This is a genomic window from Kordia sp., assembly GCF_965224175.1.
Classification (GTDB): domain Bacteria; phylum Bacteroidota; class Bacteroidia; order Flavobacteriales; family Flavobacteriaceae; genus Kordia.
Window position 1 is genome coordinate 2877532 of record NZ_OZ245041.1, and the last position, 24374, is coordinate 2901905.

Annotated in this window: 18 protein-coding genes; 9 read left to right on the plus strand and 9 right to left on the minus strand. The window is 33.5% G+C overall.

From position 1 onward, the window contains the following. Nucleotides 1–165 precede the first annotated feature (165 nt). The 3 genes from ACOQOS_RS12535 to ACOQOS_RS12545 are packed head-to-tail and all read left to right on the plus strand — an operon-like array spanning nt 166 to nt 4625. Nucleotides 166–732 carry an RNA polymerase sigma factor gene (locus ACOQOS_RS12535; protein WP_420570804.1) on the plus strand — a complete coding sequence of 189 codons (567 nt, stop codon included), beginning with the start codon at nt 166–168 and terminating at the stop codon, nt 730–732. Nucleotides 733–734: 2 nt separating this feature from the next. After that, entirely contained in the window at nt 735–1523 is a 789-nt protein-coding gene (locus tag ACOQOS_RS12540; RefSeq protein WP_420570805.1) for a hypothetical protein, read from the plus strand. 45 nt (nt 1524–1568) lie between these two features. Beyond that, nucleotides 1569–4625: a CHAT domain-containing protein gene (locus ACOQOS_RS12545; RefSeq protein ID WP_420570806.1), complete on the plus strand. Its 3057-nt coding sequence runs from the start codon at nt 1569–1571 to the stop codon at nt 4623–4625. A 636-nt stretch (nt 4626–5261) separates the two neighbouring features. Here the strand turns inward: ACOQOS_RS12545 and ACOQOS_RS12550 are convergent. The 4 genes from ACOQOS_RS12550 to ACOQOS_RS12565 form a co-directional block, all read right to left on the minus strand. Further along, on the minus strand, nt 5262–8105 hold the full coding sequence (locus ACOQOS_RS12550; protein ID WP_420570807.1) for a TonB-dependent receptor: 2844 nt from the start codon (nt 8103–8105) through the stop codon (nt 5262–5264). An 82-nt stretch (nt 8106–8187) separates the two neighbouring features. Next, nucleotides 8188–10035, minus strand: coding sequence for a glutamine--fructose-6-phosphate transaminase (isomerizing) (glmS, locus tag ACOQOS_RS12555; RefSeq protein ID WP_420570808.1), 1848 nt, complete (start codon nt 10033–10035; stop codon nt 8188–8190). 22 nt (nt 10036–10057) lie between these two features. After that, nucleotides 10058–11692, minus strand: a complete 1635-nt coding sequence (locus ACOQOS_RS12560; RefSeq protein WP_420570809.1) for a DUF4270 domain-containing protein — start codon at nt 11690–11692, stop codon at nt 10058–10060. Nucleotides 11693–11709: 17 nt separating this feature from the next. After that, nucleotides 11710–12519: a glycogen/starch synthase gene (locus tag ACOQOS_RS12565; RefSeq protein WP_040560096.1), complete on the minus strand. Its 810-nt coding sequence runs from the start codon at nt 12517–12519 to the stop codon at nt 11710–11712. Between the two features lie 104 nt (nt 12520–12623). On the opposite strand from ACOQOS_RS12565, the gene panC reads away from it, so the two are divergent. The 6 genes from panC (at nt 12624) to ACOQOS_RS12595 (ending at nt 18326) form a co-directional block, all read left to right on the plus strand. Beyond that, the gene (gene panC / locus ACOQOS_RS12570; RefSeq protein WP_420570810.1) at nt 12624–13472 is read left to right on the plus strand and encodes a pantoate--beta-alanine ligase; all 849 of its coding nucleotides are present in this window, start codon (nt 12624–12626) and stop codon (nt 13470–13472) included. Between the two features lie 27 nt (nt 13473–13499). After that, a complete protein-coding gene (gene panD / locus ACOQOS_RS12575) occupies nt 13500–13850 on the plus strand; it encodes an aspartate 1-decarboxylase (protein ID WP_420570811.1) in 351 nt (116 codons plus the stop codon). A 48-nt stretch (nt 13851–13898) separates the two neighbouring features. Next, nucleotides 13899–14813 carry a lysylphosphatidylglycerol synthase transmembrane domain-containing protein gene (locus ACOQOS_RS12580; protein ID WP_420570812.1) on the plus strand — a complete coding sequence of 305 codons (915 nt, stop codon included), beginning with the start codon at nt 13899–13901 and terminating at the stop codon, nt 14811–14813. 29 nt (nt 14814–14842) lie between these two features. Further along, complete coding sequence (locus tag ACOQOS_RS12585) at nt 14843–15991, plus strand: alpha/beta hydrolase (RefSeq protein WP_420570813.1); 1149 nt, start codon at nt 14843–14845, stop codon at nt 15989–15991. A 1-nt stretch (nt 15992) separates the two neighbouring features. Next, a complete protein-coding gene (gene radA, locus ACOQOS_RS12590; RefSeq protein ID WP_420570814.1) occupies nt 15993–17351 on the plus strand; it encodes a DNA repair protein RadA in 1359 nt (452 codons plus the stop codon). Between the two features lie 228 nt (nt 17352–17579). Further along, nucleotides 17580–18326, plus strand: a complete 747-nt coding sequence (locus tag ACOQOS_RS12595; RefSeq protein ID WP_420570815.1) for a YoaP domain-containing protein — start codon at nt 17580–17582, stop codon at nt 18324–18326. A 165-nt stretch (nt 18327–18491) separates the two neighbouring features. Here ACOQOS_RS12595 and ACOQOS_RS12600 read toward each other — a convergent pair whose 3' ends face one another. The 5 genes from ACOQOS_RS12600 to ACOQOS_RS12620 form a co-directional block, all read right to left on the minus strand. After that, entirely contained in the window at nt 18492–19526 is a 1035-nt protein-coding gene (locus ACOQOS_RS12600; RefSeq protein WP_420570816.1) for an NADP(H)-dependent aldo-keto reductase, read from the minus strand. Nucleotides 19527–19725: 199 nt separating this feature from the next. Then, entirely contained in the window at nt 19726–20487 is a 762-nt protein-coding gene (locus tag ACOQOS_RS12605) for an exodeoxyribonuclease III (protein WP_420570817.1), read from the minus strand. Nucleotides 20488–20547: 60 nt separating this feature from the next. Further along, a complete protein-coding gene (locus tag ACOQOS_RS12610) occupies nt 20548–22353 on the minus strand; it encodes a GNAT family N-acyltransferase (RefSeq protein ID WP_420570818.1) in 1806 nt (601 codons plus the stop codon). A gap of 55 nt (nt 22354–22408) precedes the next feature. Next, a complete protein-coding gene (locus ACOQOS_RS12615; RefSeq protein ID WP_420570819.1) occupies nt 22409–23659 on the minus strand; it encodes an aspartate kinase in 1251 nt (416 codons plus the stop codon). A 154-nt stretch (nt 23660–23813) separates the two neighbouring features. Further along, the gene (locus ACOQOS_RS12620; RefSeq protein ID WP_420570820.1) at nt 23814–24317 is read right to left on the minus strand and encodes a GNAT family N-acetyltransferase; all 504 of its coding nucleotides are present in this window, start codon (nt 24315–24317) and stop codon (nt 23814–23816) included. Nucleotides 24318–24374: the final 57 nt, after the last annotated feature.

The window sequence follows — 24374 nt, forward strand, 5'->3', positions numbered from 1 at the left end:
GAATTTTATTTACACACTCTGAAACCCTGTATCTATAAATTTATTTCTATATTTCACACGCTAAAGTTCAAATTTGACATAACCTATTGATATTGTTTTAGTAAAATAATCCCCAAAACACCCAAACATAATCCAGACACAAAAAAGAAAACTGTATAGATACGTATGTCTAAAAATTTAAACATCTTTTTAAAAAATCTTTCCGAAGGAAAAGAAGAAGATATTATATTACTTTATGAAAAGAGCTTTCCTAAGATCAATCGTTTTGTATTAAGTAATAATGGTCGTACGGGAGATGCAGATGATATTTTTCAAAAAGCATTGCTACAACTTATTGTTCGCTATAAAAATGAACCTTTTGAGATTAACTCTTCCTTTGATAGTTATTTTTTTAGTATCTGTAAAAATTTATGGCGAAGAGAACTCAACGCCTCAAAGATGCTCACAAACGATTTAGAAATTATTGAAAATTTAAGCGAAGAAGTTGACACCGCTTTTGCTATTGTTGAACAAGAACGTTATGATTTGTTTTCTGAAAAGTTAGCATTACTTTCAGATAACTGCAAACAGCTATTGAAGTTGTTTTTTGCAAAGACATCTTATGCTGAACTCATGAAAAAGTTTAGTTATAATTCTGAAAACGTAGCGAGACAACGCATCTTTAAATGTAAAAAACGATTGATTGAATTGATCAAAAAAGATAATCGCTATACTAATTTAAAAGATTTATGAAGATGGAAGACGATATATTGATTGAAAAGTTTTTACGTAATACATTATCTGACGCAGAACAAGCTTCTTTTGTTGCAAGAATGGAATCAGATGTAATATTTAAGGAACAAGTTGTTTTGGAAGAACAGCTTCTAAAACAACTTGGAGAAACTTATTGGAGTTTTGCTCACAATGAAAAACACGCCAAAGTAGAAGCCTATAAAAAGATATTAGAAAGCGCAGAAATCAAAGCATTGAAAGAAACAATTTCAAAGGCTATTGAAACTTATAAAAATAAGGAAACTTCAATGCAAAAGTCTCATCGTAGCCTTCAATGGAAACCTATACTTCGTATCGCAGCAGTCCTAGTCATCTTCTTTTCTGCGTTTTGGTATTTTTCTAATGATAATGAAGTAGATTATACAAAGATGACTCAAAACGCATGGAATAAAAATATTGGATTAGATTTTACATTGCGCAGTCATTCTTCTGATGAGATAAAAATGTCTCTAGAGAAAGCATTACGTTTTTATAATCATACACAATATGATAGTACCTTGATTACCTTGAAAAGATATGATGCTTCTCACAAACAATATAAAGATGTTTTATTGTTGCGTGCTTTGGCAAATTATAGATTAGATAAGCCTGAAATTGCACTTACTACTTTAGACTCTTTATCAAAATACACTTCAGATATTTCTAAATGGTATAAAGGATTGATTTATTTAGACCAAAAGAAACATAAAGAATCAATGTTGTACTTAGAAATTCCTTCAGAATCAAATCAAGAAATTAAACTTAAAAAATAAATGAGGAACCTCTTTTGTAGTATTTACGTATTTATTTCTTGTTGTATGCTCACTACGATACAAGCGCAAGAAAAGGAAAGTATTGACCAGCATTTAAAAGAAGGAAAAGAACTCTTGTTTTATGGAAAATATCTTGAAGCTAGCGAAAAGTTTCAAAGAGCATTGACCATTTCTAAAGAAACTACTCATTATCCACAAATCGCAGCCGCGTACAATGGACTTTCGCAAGCATGTGATTATCAAGCTCAATTAATAAAAGCATTTGAATACGCAGAACTAGCATTCGATTTTAGCAAAAAAAACGCAGAACTTGGAAAAAAAGCAACAGCAGACGCTTTAGATAATATGGCAATTGTCCAAGGAAAAATGGGAGAAGCCGTAAAGTCACTTCAAAATCATCAAGCTGCTTTAGCCATTAGACAAGAGTATTTCAAAAAAGATACACTACAATTGATCCAATCTCATTTTAACGTTGGTGTTGCCTTTCATAAAAACAGAAAACTAGAAGAAGCATTTAATGAATTTGATACAGCATTAAAAATAGCACATAAAGAAACTCCCGAACTTATTATTTTGCATGCTGATATTCACGAAGCTATCGGTTTTTTGAATTATGATTTAGGAAAACATGATGCTGCACTTTCTCAGTTTGAAAAAACACTTCAATTAGTCCAAAAAGTACACAAAGACAATCATCCGTATTTTGGCAGAGTTTATAATGATTTAGGATTAATTTATACCGCAAAAGAAGAATTTAATGAAAGTTTAGCCTATTACAACAAAGCTTTGAGCGTGAGTATTAAAAATTACGGTGTAGATAAACACGACGAGCAAGTTCGTATTCACTTTAATATTGGCATGGTGTACTATTCGCTTGGCAAGACAGAAAAAGCATTATTCCATACGCTTAAGACGCTTGAGTTGGGCACAAAATTCTATGGAGCATATCACCCACAAATGTATTATCCGTATAGTCAACTTGGAAATATTTATGGCGATGAAAGAAGTTTACCATATCTTGATAAAGCTCTGAAAATTGCATTAAGCGCGCCTAAAATAAATTATGTCATTGTATCCTATCAGTATGAATACCATGCTAATATTCATCAGAAAATAGGAAATTACGACGAAGCACTGAAGTTCCTTAATATGTCTTTAGCAATAAGACAAAAGCTGAATGGTTTACAAAACACAACGACCATTAAAACATATCATCATATTGCCAAATTGTATTTAGCAATGAAGAATTTTGATAAAGCTTTACAGTTTACTGAAACAGCAATTACCAATAATAAGCTTACCAACATTGATGACACAAATCGTTTTTTATCTGCTAGTTATGTAAATAGTGATTTACCACTTGAAATGACAAAAACGAAAGCTGACATTTTCTTATCAAAATTTGAAGAGACACAGAAAAAAGAGTTTTTAATAGAGAGCTTGAAGCTTTACAAAGAAGCTATTACGTATATAGATTTGGCGCGAAAGTCGAAACGAAATTACCAAGATAAGATTACGTTTTCTGAAGCTGTAAAAGCTGTATACGCCAAAAATATACACACAACATTATTATTGAATTCATTGGATGATACAAATGTCTCTTTGGAATCTGCTTTTTACAACTCCGAAAAAAGCAAAGCACATGTATTACGAACCTTATTGAAAAACTCAGAAGCAAAGCGTAAAACCAATCTTCATAAAGATATTTTAGCCTTAGAGAAAACTATCAATTCACAACTATCAAGTTTACAATCTCAAATACTCACAGAAGCCACAAAGCAAGATTCTGACACCGTAAAACTTTATGCGTTGCAAGGTAAATTTTTTGACATCACTACAAGAAAGGATTCACTAGAAAAAAGTATTGAAGCTCAATTTCCAAAGTATTATAAACTGAAATACGAAAATAGTAGTATCCAAATTGAGGCACTTCAACAAAAACTAAACGATAGTACTACATTTTTAGAGTTTTTTAGAGACCAACATAGCCTGTACACTTTTGTCATATCGAAACATGCATTTCATGTGAAGAAACTAGAAATAAACGATTTAGACGAACGTATTGAAGCTTTAAATAATGCCATCACAACGAAAGACGAGACAGCATTTACGCAAAATGCATCGTATTTGTATAAAAAATTAGTAGCGCCCATAAAAAAACACCTTGTTGGCAACGAACTTATTATTGTTCCCGATGAATCTCTTTGGCATTTGCAATTTGATTTGTTACTAACAGAAGATACTCAAAAATCATATTTACTGTATGATTATGTGATTAGTTATGCAAATTCTGCAAACGTACTGTTTGATGAAACAAAGAAAAGTAAGCGTGAGAATTTACAAAAGGAATGTATTGCGTTTTCATATACTAGCAAAGACAGTATTCAACAATACACTAATACGATTGCGTTATCAGATTTACGAAACTCAAATATTGACTTACCTGGAACACGAAAGGAAATTACAGAAATATCTAAAATTTTAGAAGGTTCTTATTTTTATGGAACAAACGCTAATGAAACAAATTTTAAACAATACGCAAATCAGTTTAAAATTATACACTTAGCGCTTCACGGCGATATTGACAATCAAGACTCAAATAATTTGAAGATTTATTTCTCTGAAGGAAGTACTAATGAAGACGACAAGTTATTTGGTCATGAATTGTATAATCTACATATTCCTGCAAGTTTGGTAGTGCTGAGCGCATGCAATACAGGAAACGGCCAAATTAACAAAGCAGAAGGCATTCAAAGCTTAGGAAATGCATTTCAGTATGCTGGAGCAAAGAGTCTTTTGTTGAGCAGTTGGGAAATTTCAGATAAAACAACTCCCGAAGTGATGCGTTATTTTTATCAGCATTTAAAAGACGGACTACCGAAACACAAAGCCTTACAACAAGCAAAAATTGATTTTTTAAAAAATTCCGATCATTTTACAAGCGCACCTTTTTACTGGGGAAGTTTTTATCTTTTAGGAGATACTACACCAATTCCTTTGGAATCAAATAACACTTTTACAACTGTTTTCTTGATCATTAGCTTTGTTTTATTAGCTGTATCACTTCTTTATATTTTCACACGTAAAAAGAGACAATTCTAAGCTTTTTAGAAGTTTTTTTACATTTTTTCGAAAAAAGTCAAAAAAAACTGGGTAACAAATCTCTTTTTTTTGAACTATAAGTTATGGGGGATAACTTTGCTAAAATTAAATGCACGTATACAGATCTAATCTTAGACTTATATTGCATGCATTTTTACAGCCTTATAACTGTAATAAATATAGATTTTATCTCATTCTCCTCTCATCCCAATTCAAAATCCAAACATTTATTTTGCAATAGTAGAATACGATGTTAAAAATATTTTTTCGCGAAGAATAGACACAATAGTGAGTGTCTTTAAATGTTCACTTTTTTATAATTCACATTACAATTTTATATTATGAAAAAAAGAAATCTTAAATCATTAAGTCTGAACAAGAAATCAATTTCTAACTTCGATAACAGCGAATTAGTTGGAGGAACAGGAATTACAAATATTTACGAATGTCCATCGGCTCTAGTAAAACCTCATTGCTTCGTTAGAGAATCGTTTATTACAATATGCCAGTGCGCAACTAACGCATGTTAATAATACAAATGATATCCATACAGACCTAAAAGCTGTATTGTTCATAAAAAAAGGCTGCCAATTGGCAGCCTTTTCTGTGTATTATATGATTTTGATAAATCTTTTATTAGTTAATTATCCATGAGATATAGTACTGCGAACCTATAGTACCAACTCCTGGCGCACTTACGTATTCATGTCCTAGAATATTCGCTGCTCCTAATTTGAATGTTGATTTTTTGTAACGGTAGTTTATTTGCACATCAACTAAGGAACGTGCACTTACTGTTCCGTCAGCAAAAGTAGATTCCCAAAGGAAAGCATCATTCCATCTCCAATTGATGTTAAAACCAAAGTTGTCAAATAAATCTCTGTTTCCAAAAGAAGCTTTTACTTTATGTTCTGGCGTATTGAAGTTTGTTTCAAAGTCAGGATCGCTTGCTTGATCAAAATCAAGTTTAGCATATGTATAGTTCACTCCAAAATCGAAATCTCCAAATACTTTCGTATTCGCTCCAATAGCAACTCCATAAGAGTTAATGTCCGCATTTGAGTTAGAATATAATTGAAAAGGTGTAAAATCACCATTTGCTGCAGCAATTAATGCAGTTGGTGTTGGTTGTCCTCCAATTGGCGTTAAGTCTGTTATATCAGATGTTAAATTTACACTACCATAGTTTGGTACAATTACCGTTCTGTTAGCAATGAAATCTTTGTATGCATTGTAATATGCACTTACATCAATAGAAATATTATCATAAACGATTCCTCGGTATCCAATTTCAAAAGCTGATACTTGCTCAGGTTTTACAAACTGAACGTTTGCTTGTTGTAGTAATGCTGGATTAGGTGCTCCTGATGCTACACTCGCTCCAAATTCTCTAAAAGAATCTAAAGTAAAAGAGTTATTATACGCATCATTTCCTGAAAGCGTTACCGTTCTATCCAATCCAAAAGCTTCCAATCCTGCTGGAAAGTTATTTGTAATTGGACGTGTTGTATAACGATCTAAGTTATCTGGCGCCGATCCTACTAAGATTGCATTTCCAACATCTAAACCAATGTACTGATCTTGTGTTGTTGGATTACGGAAACCTGTTTGGAAAGAAGCTCTAAAGTTGTGTCTTTTATCTTCATCCGGAGAGAAAACTAATGACAATCTTGGCGAAACGTTTCCGTCAAAGTTTTGTGCTTTGTCATAACGAATAGATCCTGTAAATTTCATCTTATCTTCCATGAATTTTTTCTGAACCTGAACATATGCTCCATATTCGTCATATTTAATAGGTCCGTCATAATCTGTAAAGATCGTTCCCTCAGAGTTTAATACATATTGACGATACGATCCTCCAACTTGAATATCCGCAAAGTCAATTAAATGTGAAAAGTTATAGTTTACATCAGAGTGATATAACTTTGTATTGTCAATGAATTTTGCTCCAGTTAATAAATCTCCATCAGCTGTTACACCTGCTAATGCTGATCTAAATGCTGGTGTTCCTGGCTCTAAACGACCCGTATCAGCTAAACCTCTCGCAAAAGCATGTGCTATTGTTGGATCACCAGGCGTTACTCCAGGAATCGCTCCTGTAATAGCTCCTAAGTATCCTGTAGCATATTCAGTAAACCATTGTTGATCTGACTTCCATCTTCTGTTTACATTGATTGCTGCGAAACGTGTATCATATGAATCTCCAGCTTTTTCGGCAGTTACATATCCTCTAATAAAGAAGTTATTATTTCTAATCTCCAATTTATGCTGCTGCATGAAGAAGTTTTTGATAGAATATCTGTTTGCTCCTTGATAGATTGTATTTCCTCTACCGATTTTAGAATTCCAAATAACAGTAAAATCGTTTGCCCAAGGCTTATAATGTAATGCCAAATCAGCTTTTACACTTTCAGCATCATAGTCCATTAAATCGCGCTCTTCATAACCTGTTCTAGAGATTCTTTCAGAACCAAAAGTTCCTGCTGGCGCTCCAGATATTGCATCAAAATCTAGCGTAGTATCTACTTCATCTCCATAAATATTCAATCCATTGTAACCAGGATTTGATCTATCGCCAGCAATAGCATCACCTGTGGTAGCGTCATAGTTTGTATAATCTGTAGCAAACCATTCTGTACCGTTTAAGAACGAGAACGAAGCTTTAATAGCTAATTTATCACTAAAAGCATAGGCTCCTCTAATTCCGAAATCAACAAAGTTATTGTCTCCTGCATTTTCAGAAGAAGTCATTCCTGTTTTTGCATAGAAGCTAACCCCTTGATGCTCGAAAGGATCTTTACTTCTCATAAACATAATTCCGTTAAAGGCATTGGCTCCGTATAATGCTGAAGAAGCTCCTGGTAGTAATTCCACTGTTGCCACATCTAACTCAGACATACCTAATAAATTTCCTAAAGCAAAATTTAATGCTGGTGAAGAGTTATCCATTCCATCTACCAGTTGCATGAATCGAGTATTAGCAAACGTAGCAAAACCTCTTGTATTTACAGACTTAAACGTTAAACTGTTTGTGTTAATGTCTACACCTTTTAAATTTTCTAAGGCATCATAATAAGTTGGTGCAGAAGCATTTTTTATAGCTCTAGCATCCATTCGTTCTACTGTTACCGGAGATTCTCGTATTCTTTCTGGAGTTCTAGAAGCAGATAAAACTATTTCATCTAGTTCTGTTCCTTCGCTGATTACGATAGTAACATCTTCATTGTTTTTGGTAATTTCTACAGTGGCAGCATTATAGCCAATACTACTTGCCTGTATTTTAAAAGGTGGATCTTGCGATACCGTTAGTTTGAATTTCCCATCAAAGTCAGTAACTGTCCCTGAGGAAGATCCTACTACGACAACATTTACACCAGGGATTGGCACATTGTTGCCATCAACAACTTTCCCGCTAACATTGGTTTGTGCAAATAAACCTGCACAAACCAACATAGCTAAAATTGATAGATATGCTCTCATAAGTCTTTTTGGTTTAGTTATTATGAGAACAATATACACTTTTTTAAGGTATCTCTAAAGAAAGTGTTAAATTTTTAGAAAGTTATTCTACCGTTACCGATTTTGCCAAGTTTCTTGGTTGATCTACATTACATTCGCGCATTACAGCTATATAGTAAGATAATAATTGCAATGGAATTGTAGTTAACAACGGAGTTAATAATTCTAATGTTTCAGGAATTTCAATTACGTAGTCAGCAATTTTCTTGATTGTTTTATCACCTTGCATTACTACTGCTATAATTTTTCCTTTTCTAGATTTTATTTCTTGAATGTTACTTACTACTTTGTCATAGTGTCCTTTACGAGTAGCAATAACAACAACTGGCATTTGCTCATCAATTAATGCAATAGGTCCATGCTTCATTTCTGCTGCTGGATATCCTTCTGCATGAATGTATGAAATCTCTTTTAGTTTTAATGCTCCTTCTAAGGCAACTGGGAAATTATAACCACGTCCTAAGTATAAGAAATTGGTAGCGTCTTTATAAATATTAGAGATTGTTTTTACGTGATTGTCAGACTCTAATGTTTTTTCAACTTTCGCAGGAATTGCGTCCATTTCTGATAAGTACGTATGGAATTCTGATTTTGAAATCGTTCCTTTTTTCTGAGCTAATTTCAAAGCAATTAACGTCAATACTGTGATTTGCGTAGTAAATGCTTTTGTAGAAGCTACTCCAATTTCTGGACCAGCATGCGTATATGCCCCAGCGTCTGTTTCTCTTGAAATAGACGAACCTACTACATTACATACTCCAAAGACAAAAGCACCTTTGCTTTTTGCTAATTTGATTGCCGCTAAAGTATCTGCTGTTTCACCTGATTGTGAAATTGCAATTACCACATCGTTCTCTGTGATTACAGGATTTCTATATCTAAACTCAGATGCGTATTCCACCTCAACAGGTATTCTTGTTAAGTTTTCAAACACATATTCTGCTACTAAACCTGCATGCCAAGAAGTTCCACAAGCAACTACAAGAATTCTATTAGCATTTAAGAATTTTTCGATATTATCATCAATCCCAGCCATTCTAATAATGCCTTCATTGGATAACATTCTTCCTCTAAATGTATCTAAAATTGCTCTTGGCTGTTCATATATTTCTTTTAACATAAAGTGATCGTAACCACCTTTTTCAATCTGCTCTAAGTTTAATTGTAATTCTTGTACGTACGGATCAACTAAAGAGTCATCTTTAATTTTACGAACTTTTACTTTTTTACCTCTTCGCACAATTGCCATTTCTTCATCTTCAAGGTAAATAGCATTATTTGTATATTCAATAAAAGGAGTAGCATCTGAAGCAATAAAAAATTCTTCTTCACCTATACCAATTACTAACGGACTCCCTAAACGTGCTACTACAATTTCGTCTGGCTTATTTTTATCAAATACAGCAATAGCATATGCTCCAACAACTTGATTTAAAGCAATCTGAACTGCCTTACCAAGCTTCACATTTTCATTCTTTTTTACATCTTCAATTAAGTTTACTAATACCTCTGTATCTGTATCTGACTGAAATGTAAATCCTCTATTGATTAATTCTTGTTTTAATGGCTCGTAATTCTCAATAATTCCATTGTGAATGATTACCAAATCACCTGAATTAGAATAATGTGGATGAGAGTTTACATCATTCGGCTCACCATGTGTTGCCCAACGTGTATGTCCGATCGCCAAAGATCCATCAATTGAGATTTCTTCTTTTACACGATTTTCTAAGTCTACAACCTTTCCTTTAGTTTTAGAAAGTTTGATATTTTTACCATCGTATATAGCAACACCTGCACTATCATACCCTCTGTACTCAAGTCTTTTTAAACCTTTTAGCACCACAGGATATGCTTCTCTGTGACCTATATAACCTACGATTCCGCACATAATTTTTTCTTAATTATTGATATTAATTGCTTTCTGGGATTGAATAAAATATTTCAAGCTTTAACCTTTTATCTTCAGGCGAAGCTGGTGTACTTCCGTACAATACAGTTCCAAAGGGGTTCATATTTGAAACAGTAGGGACAAATTCATCTTCCGTACCTGTTGCTTGTACTCGTCCACTAGTGATAACACGTATATCAGATGAAGATACTAATCCAAGCTTTACATTGGTTGAGTCTTTACGAATAAGATTGTTGATATGCTCTGTCAATCTAATTTTATATAACAATGGCTCGTCATTATCATCTAATTCTAAAATTCCTCCGTGTACCACTTTTGATAATGAAGGTGATGTCGGATTTACCGATTGATCAACCACATAATCATCTAAAGGAACATTATCATTCATGTTGTACAAATAGATACGCTGTGGGTCTATTGCTGCATCTACTTGCGTATCTCTATTTACATAAAAAACTAAGTTAGCATCGTTAATTAACCAACCGTTTTCTCTTATTTCTTCTAATTGATCAGCTACACCATTGTTATCTGTATCAGGTCCAAATAACTCAATGATTGACATAGAACCTTCTCCTCCTTTTAAGAATAAGTTGTTTTCATTAGCTGTAACATCTTGTGTAAATGTCGGTGTAGAGAAAGTATTAACAATATTAGCTGTTGATAAGCTTAATGTAAACGAAGCTTTTTCAGGTTCTGCCTGATCATCTGAAGGATCTGTGTTTCCTTGTGTGTTTACTTTTTGATACACATAGTTGACTTCAATATTTGCATTTTGAAAATCCAACATCATCAATGCTTCTGCATTGTCTGCCGTAATATGTAATCCTCTAAATAAATCTTCTGCCCTAAAAACGTTGTTGTTAGAAAGTTTGATACTTCCTTCGTTATCAATAATTCTTTGTTGAAAGAATGCGGCATCTAATTCTACACGAATTCTAGGTGATAATGTTTCTTCTATGACAGGCTCATCGTTTTCATCACGTACAATTTCTCCATTAGCATCCGTTTCTATAACTTCTACTTGATCTTTATCTATCAAATAAGCAGGATTGTCATATAGTGTTACTCCAACATTTGAAGAAAAATCTTGATCTGAGAAATACGCTTGTGGATCTCCGTTCTCATCAATTGCTCTTAAGAAATAAGTAAGTTCTTGCACACGTAATCTGAATGGCACTTCTGTAGCTCCATAAAGAGAGTCTACTTCAACTTCAATTTCTCCATCATCATTTACTGTACTAGTACTAAAATATGGAATGTTTAAAAATACTTCCGTTACTACTTCCATTTCTTCAAAATCTGTCATATCCTCATCTTCATCTTCTTGACTTTTGTCTCCAAATGTAGGGTTATCTGAAACCAAGCTTGCTTGTACTGTAAGACTTGAAAATGTAGTTCCGTATACTGGATCAACATTTTTACCAAGTTGATAAACTGGCATTCCATTTGACTGGACAGGATTTAATCTTTTATTGTATGCACGAATTTGTGTATCTGCAAACAATTCTGTGGAGAAATTATTATTCTCAATAATTTCATCTCCAACCGTACTAAATTCATCATCGCAAGCAACAAAGCCTAGCACCATTAAAAGCACTACTAAGCCACTTGAGAGTGTCTTCTTAAATTTGTTCATAAGTGTAATCGTTAACCTTAATTTAAAACTTTTGTGTTATAAAAATCTGTGTATGCATCCGCAAATTCCTCTCTGTTTTTATATTCAAGAACGGGTTTTTCAAGACCGGTGAGATATTCTTGAACATCAGCAGGAATTTCCTCAGATGCAATTACCACGGCGTCCGAATGGTCCACGGCAACTTTTAGAAGGTTAGAGTAGTTTGGCTCAGCTAGTATTTCTACATTGCCTTCACCAATATTATCAAATTTAATTTTGTTTAGCATTTCTTTATCTAAAGTTCCATCAAATTCTTGTTTGTATACAGAAGTTACAATCTTACTGTCTGTAAACAATGGTTCGTCTTTGTAATATTTACGTAAGTATAAAGGCAATAAAGAAGCCATCCATCCATGAACATGGATGATGTCTGGTGCCCAATTTAATTTTTTTACAGTTTCAATAACGCCTTTTGCAAAAAATATAGCGCGTTCATCATTATCTGGAAACAGATTCCCTTCTTCATCAGTAAACGTAGCTTTACGTTTAAAGTATTCTTCATTATCAATAAAATATACTTGTATTCTTTCTTTTGGGATGGAAGCAACTTTAATAATTAATGGCATATCCATATCATTAATTACTAAATTCATTCCTGACAAACGAATTACTTCATGTAATTGATGTCTTCGCTCATTGATATTCCCAAAACGCGGCATAAATATCCTAATTTGCCCACCTTTACTATTTACCATTTTTGGTGCTTCAAACGACATTGACGAAATTTCTGTTTCTGGCAAATATGGTACTACCTCAGATGAAACGTATAAGACTCTTTTATTATTCATAAAATACTTTTCCTTTAATATTAAGCGTAAAACATGCAAAATTACAAAAATTATGCAGATTAACAGTAATATATTAAGTTTGCAAGCTGTTAATTTTTTCCAAAATGAATATATATTACACTCAAAACACGTTAAAACCATTCATAAAGAGCCTCAAATCTGAAGGTGAAAAAATTGGTTTTGTCCCTACAATGGGCGCACTTCACAAAGGGCACTTATCGCTCGTAAGTAACGCTATAACTGACAATGATATTGTATTTGTAAGTATTTTTGTGAATCCTACTCAGTTTGATAACGCTACTGATCTACAAAAATATCCTAGAACGTTAGACGCTGATGTTAAACTATTAAAAACTTTAGGAAATAATGTATTTGTTTATGCCCCAAGTGTGGAAGATATTTATAATTCTGACGTAAATTCAGAAAAATTTAGCTTTGACGGACTTGAATTTGAAATGGAAGGGAAATTTAGAACTGGCCATTTTGACGGAGTAGGAACAATTGTAAAACGTTTTTTTGAAATCGTAACACCAGACAATGCATATTTTGGAGAAAAAGATTTTCAACAATTAATGATTGTCAAAAAATTAGTTTCAAAATATAAAATCCCTGTAAATGTTGTTGGTTGTGAAATATTTCGAGAAACTTCTGGTTTGGCCATGAGTTCTCGAAATGAACGCTTATCAGCAGAAGCCAGAAAAGAAAGCGCTTTTATCCATAAGACACTTTTAGAAGCAAAGGAAAAGTTTGGCACAAAAAGTGCAAAGCAAGTAAAGGAATGGGTTCAAAAACAGTTTGATAGAAATTCGCTATTAGATTTAGAATACGTGGAAATTGCAAATATTAAAAACCTTAAAACTGTCAAACGAAAATCTAAAACAGAAACGTATCGTATTTTTATCGCAGCCTTTATTGAAAACATTCGCTTAATTGACAACATCTCATTAAATTAAAAACTTTAAAATCATTAACTTTGCCTCATGCAAGTAAACGTAGTAAAATCAAAAATACACAGAGTAAAAGTCACAGGAGCCGATTTAAATTATATTGGAAGCATTACCATTGATGAAGATCTAATGGATGCCGCTAATATTGTGCAAGGAGAACGCGTTCAAATTGTAAATAATAATAACGGTGAACGTCTTGAAACGTATGCAATTCCAGGACCAAGAGGAAGCGGAGAAATTACTCTAAATGGTGCCGCAGCACGTAGAGTTGCCAAAGATGACATTCTTATCTTAATCACATATACATGGATGGAGATTGAAGAAGCAAAAAAATTCAAACCTTCATTAGTTTTCCCTAACGAAGCTGATAATACACTTACCTAATTGAAAGTATCTGTATCTAAAACACTTAAGATTATACTCCCACTTTTTTTGGGAGTTTTTTTAGTTTGGTACTCTTTATCTATAACACCTGTAGATAAACTTATTGAATACTTTAAAAATGCAGATTACACTTGGGTTTCTCTAGGTGTTATTTGCGGTATTCTAAGTCACTTATCTAGAGCATATCGTTGGCAGTACATGCTAGAGCCAATGGGTTACAAACCCAAATACCCAAATAGCGCCATGGCTGTATTTGTTGCTTATTTGGCAAATTTAGGTATTCCACGATCAGGAGAAGCTTTACGTGCCTTAACCCTAACCAATTACGAAAGCGTTCCTTTTGAAAAAGGATTTGGAACTATTGTTGGTGAGCGAGTTGCCGATTTAATCATTATGTTATTTGTAATTGCCACAACACTTTTGATACAATTTGACTTTATTTGGGGTTTACTCACTAAAAACTTCAATCCTACAAAAATTGTTTTACTACTTATAGGTTTAATTATTGGCGGTATTGCGTTGATTATATTCATCAAAAAAGCAAAAAAAGGCTTCGCTTTAAAAATTAAGAATTTTATTCTAGGCATTTATGAAGGCGCTACTAGCATTTTAAAAATGAAAAATAAATGGGGATTTATTTTCCACACACTTTTTATTTGGGGAATGTATATTTTAATGTTTTATGTAACTATATTTTCAGTACAAGAATTACACGGACAAGTTCCCGCTGGCGCAATTTTAATAGCTTTTATTGCAGGAAGCTTTAGTATTGCAGCCACTAATGGCGGAGTAGGTTTCTATCCTGTTGCAGTTGCTAGCGCTTTTGAACTTTTTAGCGTAGCATACGATCCAAGTATTGCTTTTGGTTGGATTATGTGGGCTTCACAAACATTAATGATTATAATTTTAGGAGGATTGTCTTTTCTTTATCTACCTATTTTTAATAGCAAAAAAAATCTTTAACTTGCTACTCTAAATCAACCTATCTTCATATGAAAAAGTATGCAATGCTATTGATGGCGTTTGTTTGTTTTATCACTGCAAATGCACAAACTAAAATTGAAAAATTAAAGTCTAAGAAATTGAATGAAACGCGCGACATTCAAATACATATTCCTGAAGGCTATTCTGAAGAAAAAGTATACCCAATTATTGTCGTTCTAGATGCTCATTATCTTTTTGAAAGTGTTGTTGCCAATACACGCTATTATAGTTATTGGGACGAAATGCCAGAATCTATTGTTGTTGGAGTGAATCAATATGAAAAAGAAGATCGTGAAAAAGATTGCGCGTATGATGATGCTAATGGATTACCAGCTGATAAAGGCGCAAAGTTTTTTGAGTTTATTGGTATGGAATTAATTCCATTTATAGAGAAGAATTACAACACTGCCAACTTTAAAATGATTGTTGGACATGATTTAACTGCAAATTTTGCGAACTATTACTTATTCAAGGAAGTACCATTATTTGACGCATACATTAACCTAAGTCCTTACTTTGCTCCAAAGATGGAAGGACGCATCGTAACACGACTAGAAGAATTTGAAAAGAAAAAATTCTACTATTTAGCTACAGGAGAAGAAGACACAAAAAAAGCTGCTGCGCGAATCAAAGACCTACACGGCTCGTTGAGCACTTTAAAAAACGAAAACATCTTTTACTATTACGATGATTTCCCAGAAGCAAATCACAATTCATTAGCGGTTCAAGCAATTCCAAGAGCTATGAGCCAAATTTTCTCAATGTATCGTCCAATTAGCGTAAAAGAATATAAAGAAAAGATCTTAGCCTTAAAGACATCACCATTTATATATTTAACAGACAAATACCAAACCATCAAAGATCTTTTTGGCTTTGAAAAACGTGTTTCTGTAAATGATTTTATGGCTATTTACTCTGCAGTTCGCAAATCAAAAAATGTCGAAGATTTAAAACTATTGGCAAAACTTGGAAAAAAGGAATATCCAGATACTGCACTTTTTCACTTTTTCATGGGAGAATATTACGAAAAAACTGAAAAACCTAAAAAAGCATTGCGCATGTATCAAAACGGATTCAGTATGAATTCAATAGATTTTATTACAAAAGATTTAATGCTCGACAAAGCAGATAAACTCAAACAAGACTTCGGTTGGTAATATGGCAAAAGTAAAAACATCTTTTTTCTGTCAAAACTGCGGATCACAGTTCGCAAAGTGGCAAGGACAATGTTCTTCTTGCAAACAATGGAATACAATTGTAGAAGAAGTTATTCAAAAAGAAGTAAAAGCCAACTGGCAAAAACAAGAAAAAGGTGTTTCTAGAACCGCTAAACCTACCTTAATTCACGAGATAAGTTCTGCTACTGAAAAACGCTTACCTACATCCGATCAAGAATTAGACAGAGTATTAGGTGGCGGAATTGTACCTGGATCACTTATTTTGCTTGGTGGCGAACCTGGTATCGGAAAGAGTACATTATTACTGCAAATTTCACTAAAACTACCCTATAAAACCCTGTACGTTTCAGGAGAGGAAAGTCAGAAGCAAATTAAAATGCGCGCCGAACGCATCAGTCAGAAAAACTCTAATTGTTTTGTGCTCACAGAAACAAAAACACAAAACATTTTCAAGCAAGTTGCTGAAGTTGAACCGGATATTGTAGTAATTGATTCCATTCAAACGCTACATTCAGATTATATAGAATCTTCTGCAGGAAGCATTTCACAAATTCGAGAATGCACTACCGAATTAATCAAGTTTGCTAAAGAAAGTGGAATTCCAGTATTTTTAATTGGGCATATTACGAAAGACGGAAATATTGCTGGACCAAAAATCTTGGAACATATGGTAGATACGGTTTTACAGTTTGAAGGTGATCGAAACCATGTGTATAGAATTCTTCGTTCACTCAAAAATCGTTTTGGCTCTACTTCTGAATTAGGAATCTACGAAATGCTATCAGACGGTTTACGCGAAGTACACAATCCTTCAGAAATTTTGATTTCTAAAAATGCAGATGAACTCAGCGGAACAGCCATTGCTGCTACTTTAGAAGGCGCACGGCCTTTAATGATAGAAATTCAAGCATTGGTAAGTACTGCTGTTTACGGAACGCCACAACGTAGCACAACTGGTTATAATGCCAAACGTTTAAACATGTTATTAGCTGTCTTAGAAAAGCGTGCAGGTTTTAAACTAGCTGCAAAAGACGTCTTTTTAAACATTACTGGAGGAATTAGTATTGATGATACAGCCATCGATTTAGCTGTGATAGCTGCCATTTTATCTAGCAATGAAGATGAAGAAATTTCAAAAACAAATTGTTTTGCCGCAGAAATTGGATTGGCTGGTGAAATTCGTCCTGTAAACAGAATTGATCAACGCATTTTAGAAGCCGAAAAGTTAGGTTTCACCACATTTTTTGCATCTAAACACAACAAGATATCTTTAAAAAATACTAAGATTAAAGTGGTGCTAATTTCACGAATTGAAGATTTGGTAGCACATTTGTTTTAGCCGTATTGAAAGATTGAATGATTCAATAATTAAAAATGACACAATACAACAATCATTAGCAATTAACATAAAAAGCAAGGTTGTTTAAAAACTAGAAAAGGGAACGGACATTGTGTTACGTTCCCTTTTTTAATTTTTAAAAGCAATATAAACTCAGTTATAACGAAAAGTTGATAATTATCATAGAAAAAAAAGTGTATCTGTGCTACTTTTGAGAAAAGTAAAAAAATGGAAATTCTAAAGCTTACAGATAAGAATATTCAAGACGAACACATTTGCTGCGCTATAAGCGACAAAAAATGTAAGGATGGATATGAAAAGAAAAAAGAGTGGCTGAAAACAGAATTTAAAAATGGCTACAATTTTCAAAAAGTTGACGTTCGTGGAAAGGTATTTATCGAATATATTCCTATTGAAAGTTCTTGGCTACCATTAATCGGAAACAATTTTATGGTTATAAATTGTTTTTGGGTTTCGGGACAATTCAAAGGAAAAGGAAACGGGAAAAAGTTATTGAAGCAGTGTTTAGTCGATTCAAAAGGAATGGACGGAATTATTGCGGTTTCGAGTGACAAGAAAAGACCTTTTACGACCGACCCAAAATTCCTTAAACATCATGGATTTGAGATCATTGACGAAGCAAAACCCTATTTCAAACTTTGGGGATTAAAAACAAATCCTAACGCAGAATTTCCAAAATTCATGGAAAGTGCCAAATCAGGGAATTGCCCAAATAATAATGGAATCACCGCATATTATTCTAACACTTGTCCTTTTACAGAATTTTACACAAATAAGTTATTGAGAGAATACGCAGAAAAGAAAAAAATCCCCTTAAAAGTCAATCATATTACATCTCAAGAAGATGGACGTAAAATGCCAATTCCATGGATCATAAATAGTGTTTTTTACAAAGGAGAATTAGTAAGTTTAGAAATGAAAGCAGAAAGACATTTGGAAAAAGTAATTAAATAAAAAAGCTCAACAACGCAAACGGCTCATTGCGAAAAATCATAGTTAATTTCCCGCAATGAGCCATTTACAAAATCGTTGTGTGCAATTCTCAAAATGAGAGAATTGAATATATTAATGTCTTGAAATCAAAAATTCCAATTATCTAAGAGTTACAATGCACCTAAATTACGGTGCTGGATTTGGAATACTATTATGAATTTCATTGATTCCATCAATCACCTCTTGCGATAATTCAAGATCAATACTAGCAATATTTTCTTTAAGTTGCTCCATTTTTGTAGCTCCGATAATATTACCTGTTACAAATGATTGCTGATTGATAAATGCTAATGCCATTTGCGGCAGGCTCAAGTTATGTTTTTGCGCCAATTCAAAGTATTTCTGTGTTGCTTCTGTAGCTTCTTTTCCGCTGTAACGAGCAAAACGAGGAAATAATGACAATCGTGAATTCGCAGGTAATTTTCCTCCTAAATATTTTCCTGAAAGCACACCAAATCCAAGTGGCGAATATGCTAACAAACCAATTCCTTCACGCATAGAAACTTCTGCTAAGCTTGTTTCAAAACTTCTACATAATAAAGAATATGCGTTTTGAATGGTTACCATACGCGGCAATCCTTTTTTAGATTCTTCTAAATAACGCATTGTTCCCCAAGGTGTTTCGTTTGAGATTCCTACTTGGCGAATTTTTCCTTCTTTGATCAACCCGTCTAAAGCGTGTAAACTCTCGTTGAAATTATCTGTCCAAGGATCATTTGGATTGTGTTTATAATCGCGTTGTCCAAAGAAGTTTGCCTGACGTTCTGGCCAGTGCAATTGATACAAATCTAAATAGTCTGTTTGCAAACGTTTTAAACTGTTTTCTACAGCATCTTTGATAGCTTCAGGACTAAATCCATTAGTTCTAATATGCGCAGTATATTCACCTGGACCTGCAATTTTGGAAGCTAAAATCACTTTGTCTCTGTTTCCTGTTTTTTTGAACCAAGTTCCTATAACGCGTTCTGTTTCTGCATACGTTTCTGCTGTTGCTGGAACTGGATACAATTCGGCAGTATCAAAAAAGTTGACACCTTGCGTAAATGCATAATCCATTTGTTCATGACCTTCGGCTTCGGTATTTTGATTCCCCCAAGTCATGGTTCCTAAGCATATTTTACTGACTTTTATGTCTGTATGCGGGATTTTTGTGTACTTCATGTATTCTTTTTCTTTTCGGTTTTTTATGATTTTTAAATCGTCAACTCGATTGAAAAATGCGAAACATTTTTTGTATCGAGAGTTACTTAGATATTTTTTATTTCAAAGCACTTCTCGATACAAAATTTCTCTGAAATTTCACTCGAAATGACGATTTAGGTATGTATTATAGTTTCTACTGCTTATCAATGCGACAAGTTTACACGTCTATTTCCACTAAAATTGGACAGTGATCAGAATGTTTTGCTTCAGGTAAAATAGTTGCTCTTGTGATGTTATCTTTTAGCGGTTCACTAACCATGTTGTAGTCAATACGCCAACCTTTATTGTTTGCGCGTGCATTTGCTCGATAACTCCACCAACTGTAATGATGTGGCTCTTTGTTTAAATGACGAAACGAATCGATGAATCCACTATCAATAAAACTTCCTATCCAAGCGCGCTCTTCAGGTAAAAATCCTGAAACACCTTTCATTTTTGGATTATGAATATCTATTTCTTCATGACAGATATTGTAATCACCACAGACAACTAGATTTGGAATTTCCTTTCGTAATTCTGTTAAGTATTCTTTGATTTCGTCCATGTATTGGAACTTGAAACTTAATCGCGCGTCATTAGTTCCTGAAGGTAAATACATGCTCATAATAGAAATATGATCATAGTCTACACGCAAGTTACGACCTTCAAAATCCATCGTCTCAATTCCAGTTCCGTATTCTATGTGATTTGGCTCTTCTTTACAGAGAACTGCTACACCACTATATCCTTTTTTTTGTGCGCTAAACCAGTAGTTATATTTATAACCAACTTGCTCAAAAGCTTCTAAATCGAGTTGTTCTTTGAGTGCTTTTATTTCTTGTATACAGATAACATCTGGGTTTGCTTGTTGTAGCCATTCTAGGAATCCTTTTTTGATAGCAGCACGAATTCCGTTTACGTTGTATGATATTATTTTCACGCTTATATTTTTATAATTTCTGAAGTGAATTAGATTAAAAGCGTTGTTAAGATGTTGCTTTTACTCTTCTTCGTTATCGTTTAGTCTACGTTCTAGTTCTGCCTGAAATTCCTCCATAACAGGTTTTACTGTACTTTCTGGAAGATCAGCAATTCGAATATACATCAAACCATCAACTGCATTATTGAACAATGGATCTACATTGAATGCAATTACTTTTGCATTTTGTTTTACATACTTTTTTATAAGTACAGGCAAACGCAAGCTTCCTGGTTCAAGTTCATCGATGATTTTGTCGAATTTATTTAAGTCAGCTTCCGTTTCATCAAAAATAAAATCTTTGTCAGCATCTTTAAGTTTGACTTTAAATTCTTTTTTTGGATGAATATATTGTGCGATATATGGATCGTAATAATGCGATTTCATAAATTCAATCATCAATGACTTTGAGAAGTTTGAAAATTGATTACTAATACTTACGCCACCTATTAAGTATTTGTGTTCTGGATGACGCAAGGTTGTATGTACAATTCCTTTCCAAAGTAAGAATAGCGGCATTGGTTTTTGTTGATATTCGCCAATGATAAAAGCTCTTCCCATTTCGATAGATTCGCTCATCATTTTGTGCAATTCTGGCTCAAAACGGAACAAGTCTTGCAAATAGAAACCGTCGATACCGTAGTTTGCATAGATTTGATGTCCAAGTCCCATTCTGTATGCTCCGACCAATCGTTTTGCAACTGCATCCCACAAAAACATATGATGGTAGTAGTAATCAAACTTATCTAAATCAATTGCCTGATTCGTTCCTTCTCCAATTTCACGGAAAGTAATTTCGCGAAGTCTTCCTATTTCGCGAAGTACATTTGGAATTTCAGATGCTTCTGCTAAGAAAACTTGATAGTTTTTACTAGTAAGTAAGTGATGTTTTTTTGACAAGCTTTCTACTTCTTGTTGAATCACTTCTGCAGAAACTGGCGTAATGATTTCTTTCGGTGGTTTTGGAATTTTGAGTGATGTTGGCACTTTACTCAACAGATTTTGCTTTTCATACGTGTTTGATAACATGTATGTTTTTTTACGTAAAAACTCTGTAAAATCGGCTAAACCTTCATATTCATCTTGTGCTTTTACGGAAATAGGTTTTCCGATTCGCACTTTGATCACTCTATTTTTTTGTGTCAATAATTCAGAAGGTAATTTTGCAGTTCTGAACGTATCACTAATTTTTGATAAACGATAAAAAATGCGACTGTTTTTCGCGTGAAAGTAGATTGGCACGACAGGAACTTTGGCTTTTTGAATTAATTTCATTGCCGATTCTTCCCAAGGTTTATCTACAATTAATCGCCCATCTTTATAAGTAGAAACTTCTCCTGCTGGAAATATTCCTAATGGTTTTCCTTCACGTAAATGCATGATCGATTGTTTGAAACCTGCTAAACTCGATTTAGCTCCTTTGTGATCTTCAAAAGGATTCACTGGCATTACATAAGGTTTCAACGGATCAATGCGATGTAGTAAGAAATTTGCAATTATTTTATAATCTGGTCGTTGCTCAATCATGAGTTTTAGCAACAAAATTCCGTCAATTCCACCAAGTGGATGATTGGAAATAGTAACGTACGCGCCATCTTTAGGAAGACGTTTCAAATCTTCCTCTGGAATTTCAAATTTAATCTGAAACTCATCAAGCAATGCATTTAGAAACTCTAAATCATCGAGATGTTTATGTTTGTCATAAATTTTATTCAAATCAGAAATACGCAAAGCTTTCATTAAAATCCAGCCAATGAAGGTTCCAATGAATCCGTATTTATCTAATTTGATCGCTTTTGCAACTTCTTTTGCAGTTACCAATCCCATATATTTACTTTAAGGCGAATTACAAATATAGGAAAACAACCTTAATTTGTATGATTTATTTCACAACTAGCTGAATCGTTTGTTCTGCGCGCTGTTCGAGTAAAATTTCTTTCTCTTTTTGCAATCCTTCAATTGCTGATTCTGTAAAGTGTCGAATTGTATACAGTGATACATTTTCATAATACGCTACTTTAAATTTTGAGCGTAAAGTTTTGAGTAATTTTTCAAGATTATTAAACTTGTTATCTACACATACCGAAAAACTAATGGCGGAGTTTTGAATTACATCTACTTTCATCTTACAATCGTGCAACAATTTGAAAATCTCGCTAATATTATTTTCAACGATAAACGAAAAGTCTAAGGAAGATAATGAAATTAATACTTGATTCTTTTTCACAATAAAACACGGAACATTTGGCGTAATTCCAACTCCTTTTGCCACCGCAGTTCCGTCGCCTTTAGGATTTAAAAACGATTTTACATACAATGGAATTTCTTTACGCTGTAAAGGTTGTAATGTTTTTGGATGAATTACCGAAGCTCCGTAAAATGCCAATTCAATTGCTTCTCGATATGAAATATTATGTAACAATTGTGCGTTTTCAAAATAACGTGGATCTGCATTTAAAACACCTGGAACATCTTTCCAAATAGTAACACTTTCAGCATTGAGACAGTATGCAAAAATAGCCGCTGTATAATCAGAACCTTCTCTTCCAAGCGTTGTTGTAAAGTTATTTGGATCACTTCCTATAAAACCTTGAGTTATATTGAGTTTATTGGTGTTTACGTTTTGCTTGATTTTTTCTTGAGTTGTCTCCCAATTTACTTTGGCATCACGGTAATTTGTATCTGTTTTTATCATTTCGCGCACATCTAACCATGTACTTTCAATAGAAATACTATTTAAATATGCACTAACAATAGTGGTAGAAATCAATTCTCCAAAAGATACCATTTGATCATACACATAATTATAATCTGGCGATTTATTTCTCCCTAAAAAACCTTGCAGTTCCTCAAAGAACTTTTTGACTTTTCCAAAAATTGGATGACTTTCATTTGGAAATAATTCCAATAGAATTTCATTGTGATATTTTACAATTTCTTGAATGGACGCCTGCAACTCTGGACTTTCCTCAAAATAGTTTTTAATTACTACTTCTAAAGCATTTGTTGTTTTTCCCATCGCAGAGATCACAATCAGTGTATTATCGTATCCAACTTCTTGCAAAACCTTCACAAGATTTTTAACACCATTTGCATCTTTTACAGAAGCTCCACCAAATTTGAATATTTTCATTACAAAATTTATTTTGTGTTCCTGCTTGCATCTCGACTGCACTCGATGTGACATCAGGAATCTTTTACATTATATTTTTAATTTCAAAGTACTTCTCGATATAAAATTCTACGCTGAAATTTCACTCGAAGTGACGATTTGATTTTATAATTTCTTACTTCTTTGCTAAATAATTACCAATTCCTTGTTCGTCCAATTGCACAACATGCCAATCGCGTTTGACATCTGCTCCAATATGTTCATAGAATTCAATTGCTGGTGTATTCCAATCTAAAACTTCCCAACCAATACGCTTCACACCTAAGTCGTTACCATACTCAATAACTTTCTGCAACAATGCACCACCAATTCCTTTTCCGCGGGCTTTTTCGCTTACAATTAAATCTTCTAAATGCAATACTTCACCTTTCCATGTAGAATAACGCATATACACTAATGCAATTCCAAAAACCTGTTTTGTAGAACCTACTTTTGCTTCTTCAGAAGCTTCAGCAATAAAACAATGAAATTTTGGAACTGCCCCAAAACCATCTCTACGCAAGTCTTCAGGTGTAATAACAACAGCATTTTCTTCATTTTCAAAAATGGCTAATTCTTTAATCAATCGGAAGATAGCGTCAACATCTGTTGAAACGGCTTTTCGAATTGTATAGTTCATAAGCTTCAAAATATTTACACAAAGGTAACAAGGGAAAAATTATAATTTTTACGAAAA

Coding starts and splice junctions, on each gene's coding strand:
- ACOQOS_RS12535 (WP_420570804.1), top strand. CDS start 166: ATGTCTAAAAATTTAAACATCTTTTTAAAAAATCTTTCCGAAGGAAAA.
- ACOQOS_RS12540 (WP_420570805.1), top strand. CDS start 735: ATGGAAGACGATATATTGATTGAAAAGTTTTTACGTAATACATTATCT.
- ACOQOS_RS12545 (WP_420570806.1), top strand. CDS start 1,569: ATGCTCACTACGATACAAGCGCAAGAAAAGGAAAGTATTGACCAGCAT.
- ACOQOS_RS12550 (WP_420570807.1), bottom strand. CDS start 8,105: ATGAGAGCATATCTATCAATTTTAGCTATGTTGGTTTGTGCAGGTTTA.
- glmS (WP_420570808.1), bottom strand. CDS start 10,035: ATGTGCGGAATCGTAGGTTATATAGGTCACAGAGAAGCATATCCTGTG.
- ACOQOS_RS12560 (WP_420570809.1), bottom strand. CDS start 11,692: ATGAACAAATTTAAGAAGACACTCTCAAGTGGCTTAGTAGTGCTTTTA.
- ACOQOS_RS12565 (WP_040560096.1), bottom strand. CDS start 12,519: ATGAATAATAAAAGAGTCTTATACGTTTCATCTGAGGTAGTACCATAT.
- panC (WP_420570810.1), top strand. CDS start 12,624: ATGAATATATATTACACTCAAAACACGTTAAAACCATTCATAAAGAGC.
- panD (WP_420570811.1), top strand. CDS start 13,500: ATGCAAGTAAACGTAGTAAAATCAAAAATACACAGAGTAAAAGTCACA.
- ACOQOS_RS12585 (WP_420570813.1), top strand. CDS start 14,843: ATGAAAAAGTATGCAATGCTATTGATGGCGTTTGTTTGTTTTATCACT.
- radA (WP_420570814.1), top strand. CDS start 15,993: ATGGCAAAAGTAAAAACATCTTTTTTCTGTCAAAACTGCGGATCACAG.
- ACOQOS_RS12595 (WP_420570815.1), top strand. CDS start 17,580: ATGGAAATTCTAAAGCTTACAGATAAGAATATTCAAGACGAACACATT.
- ACOQOS_RS12600 (WP_420570816.1), bottom strand. CDS start 19,526: ATGAAGTACACAAAAATCCCGCATACAGACATAAAAGTCAGTAAAATA.
- ACOQOS_RS12610 (WP_420570818.1), bottom strand. CDS start 22,353: ATGGGATTGGTAACTGCAAAAGAAGTTGCAAAAGCGATCAAATTAGAT.
- ACOQOS_RS12615 (WP_420570819.1), bottom strand. CDS start 23,659: ATGAAAATATTCAAATTTGGTGGAGCTTCTGTAAAAGATGCAAATGGT.
- ACOQOS_RS12620 (WP_420570820.1), bottom strand. CDS start 24,317: ATGAACTATACAATTCGAAAAGCCGTTTCAACAGATGTTGACGCTATC.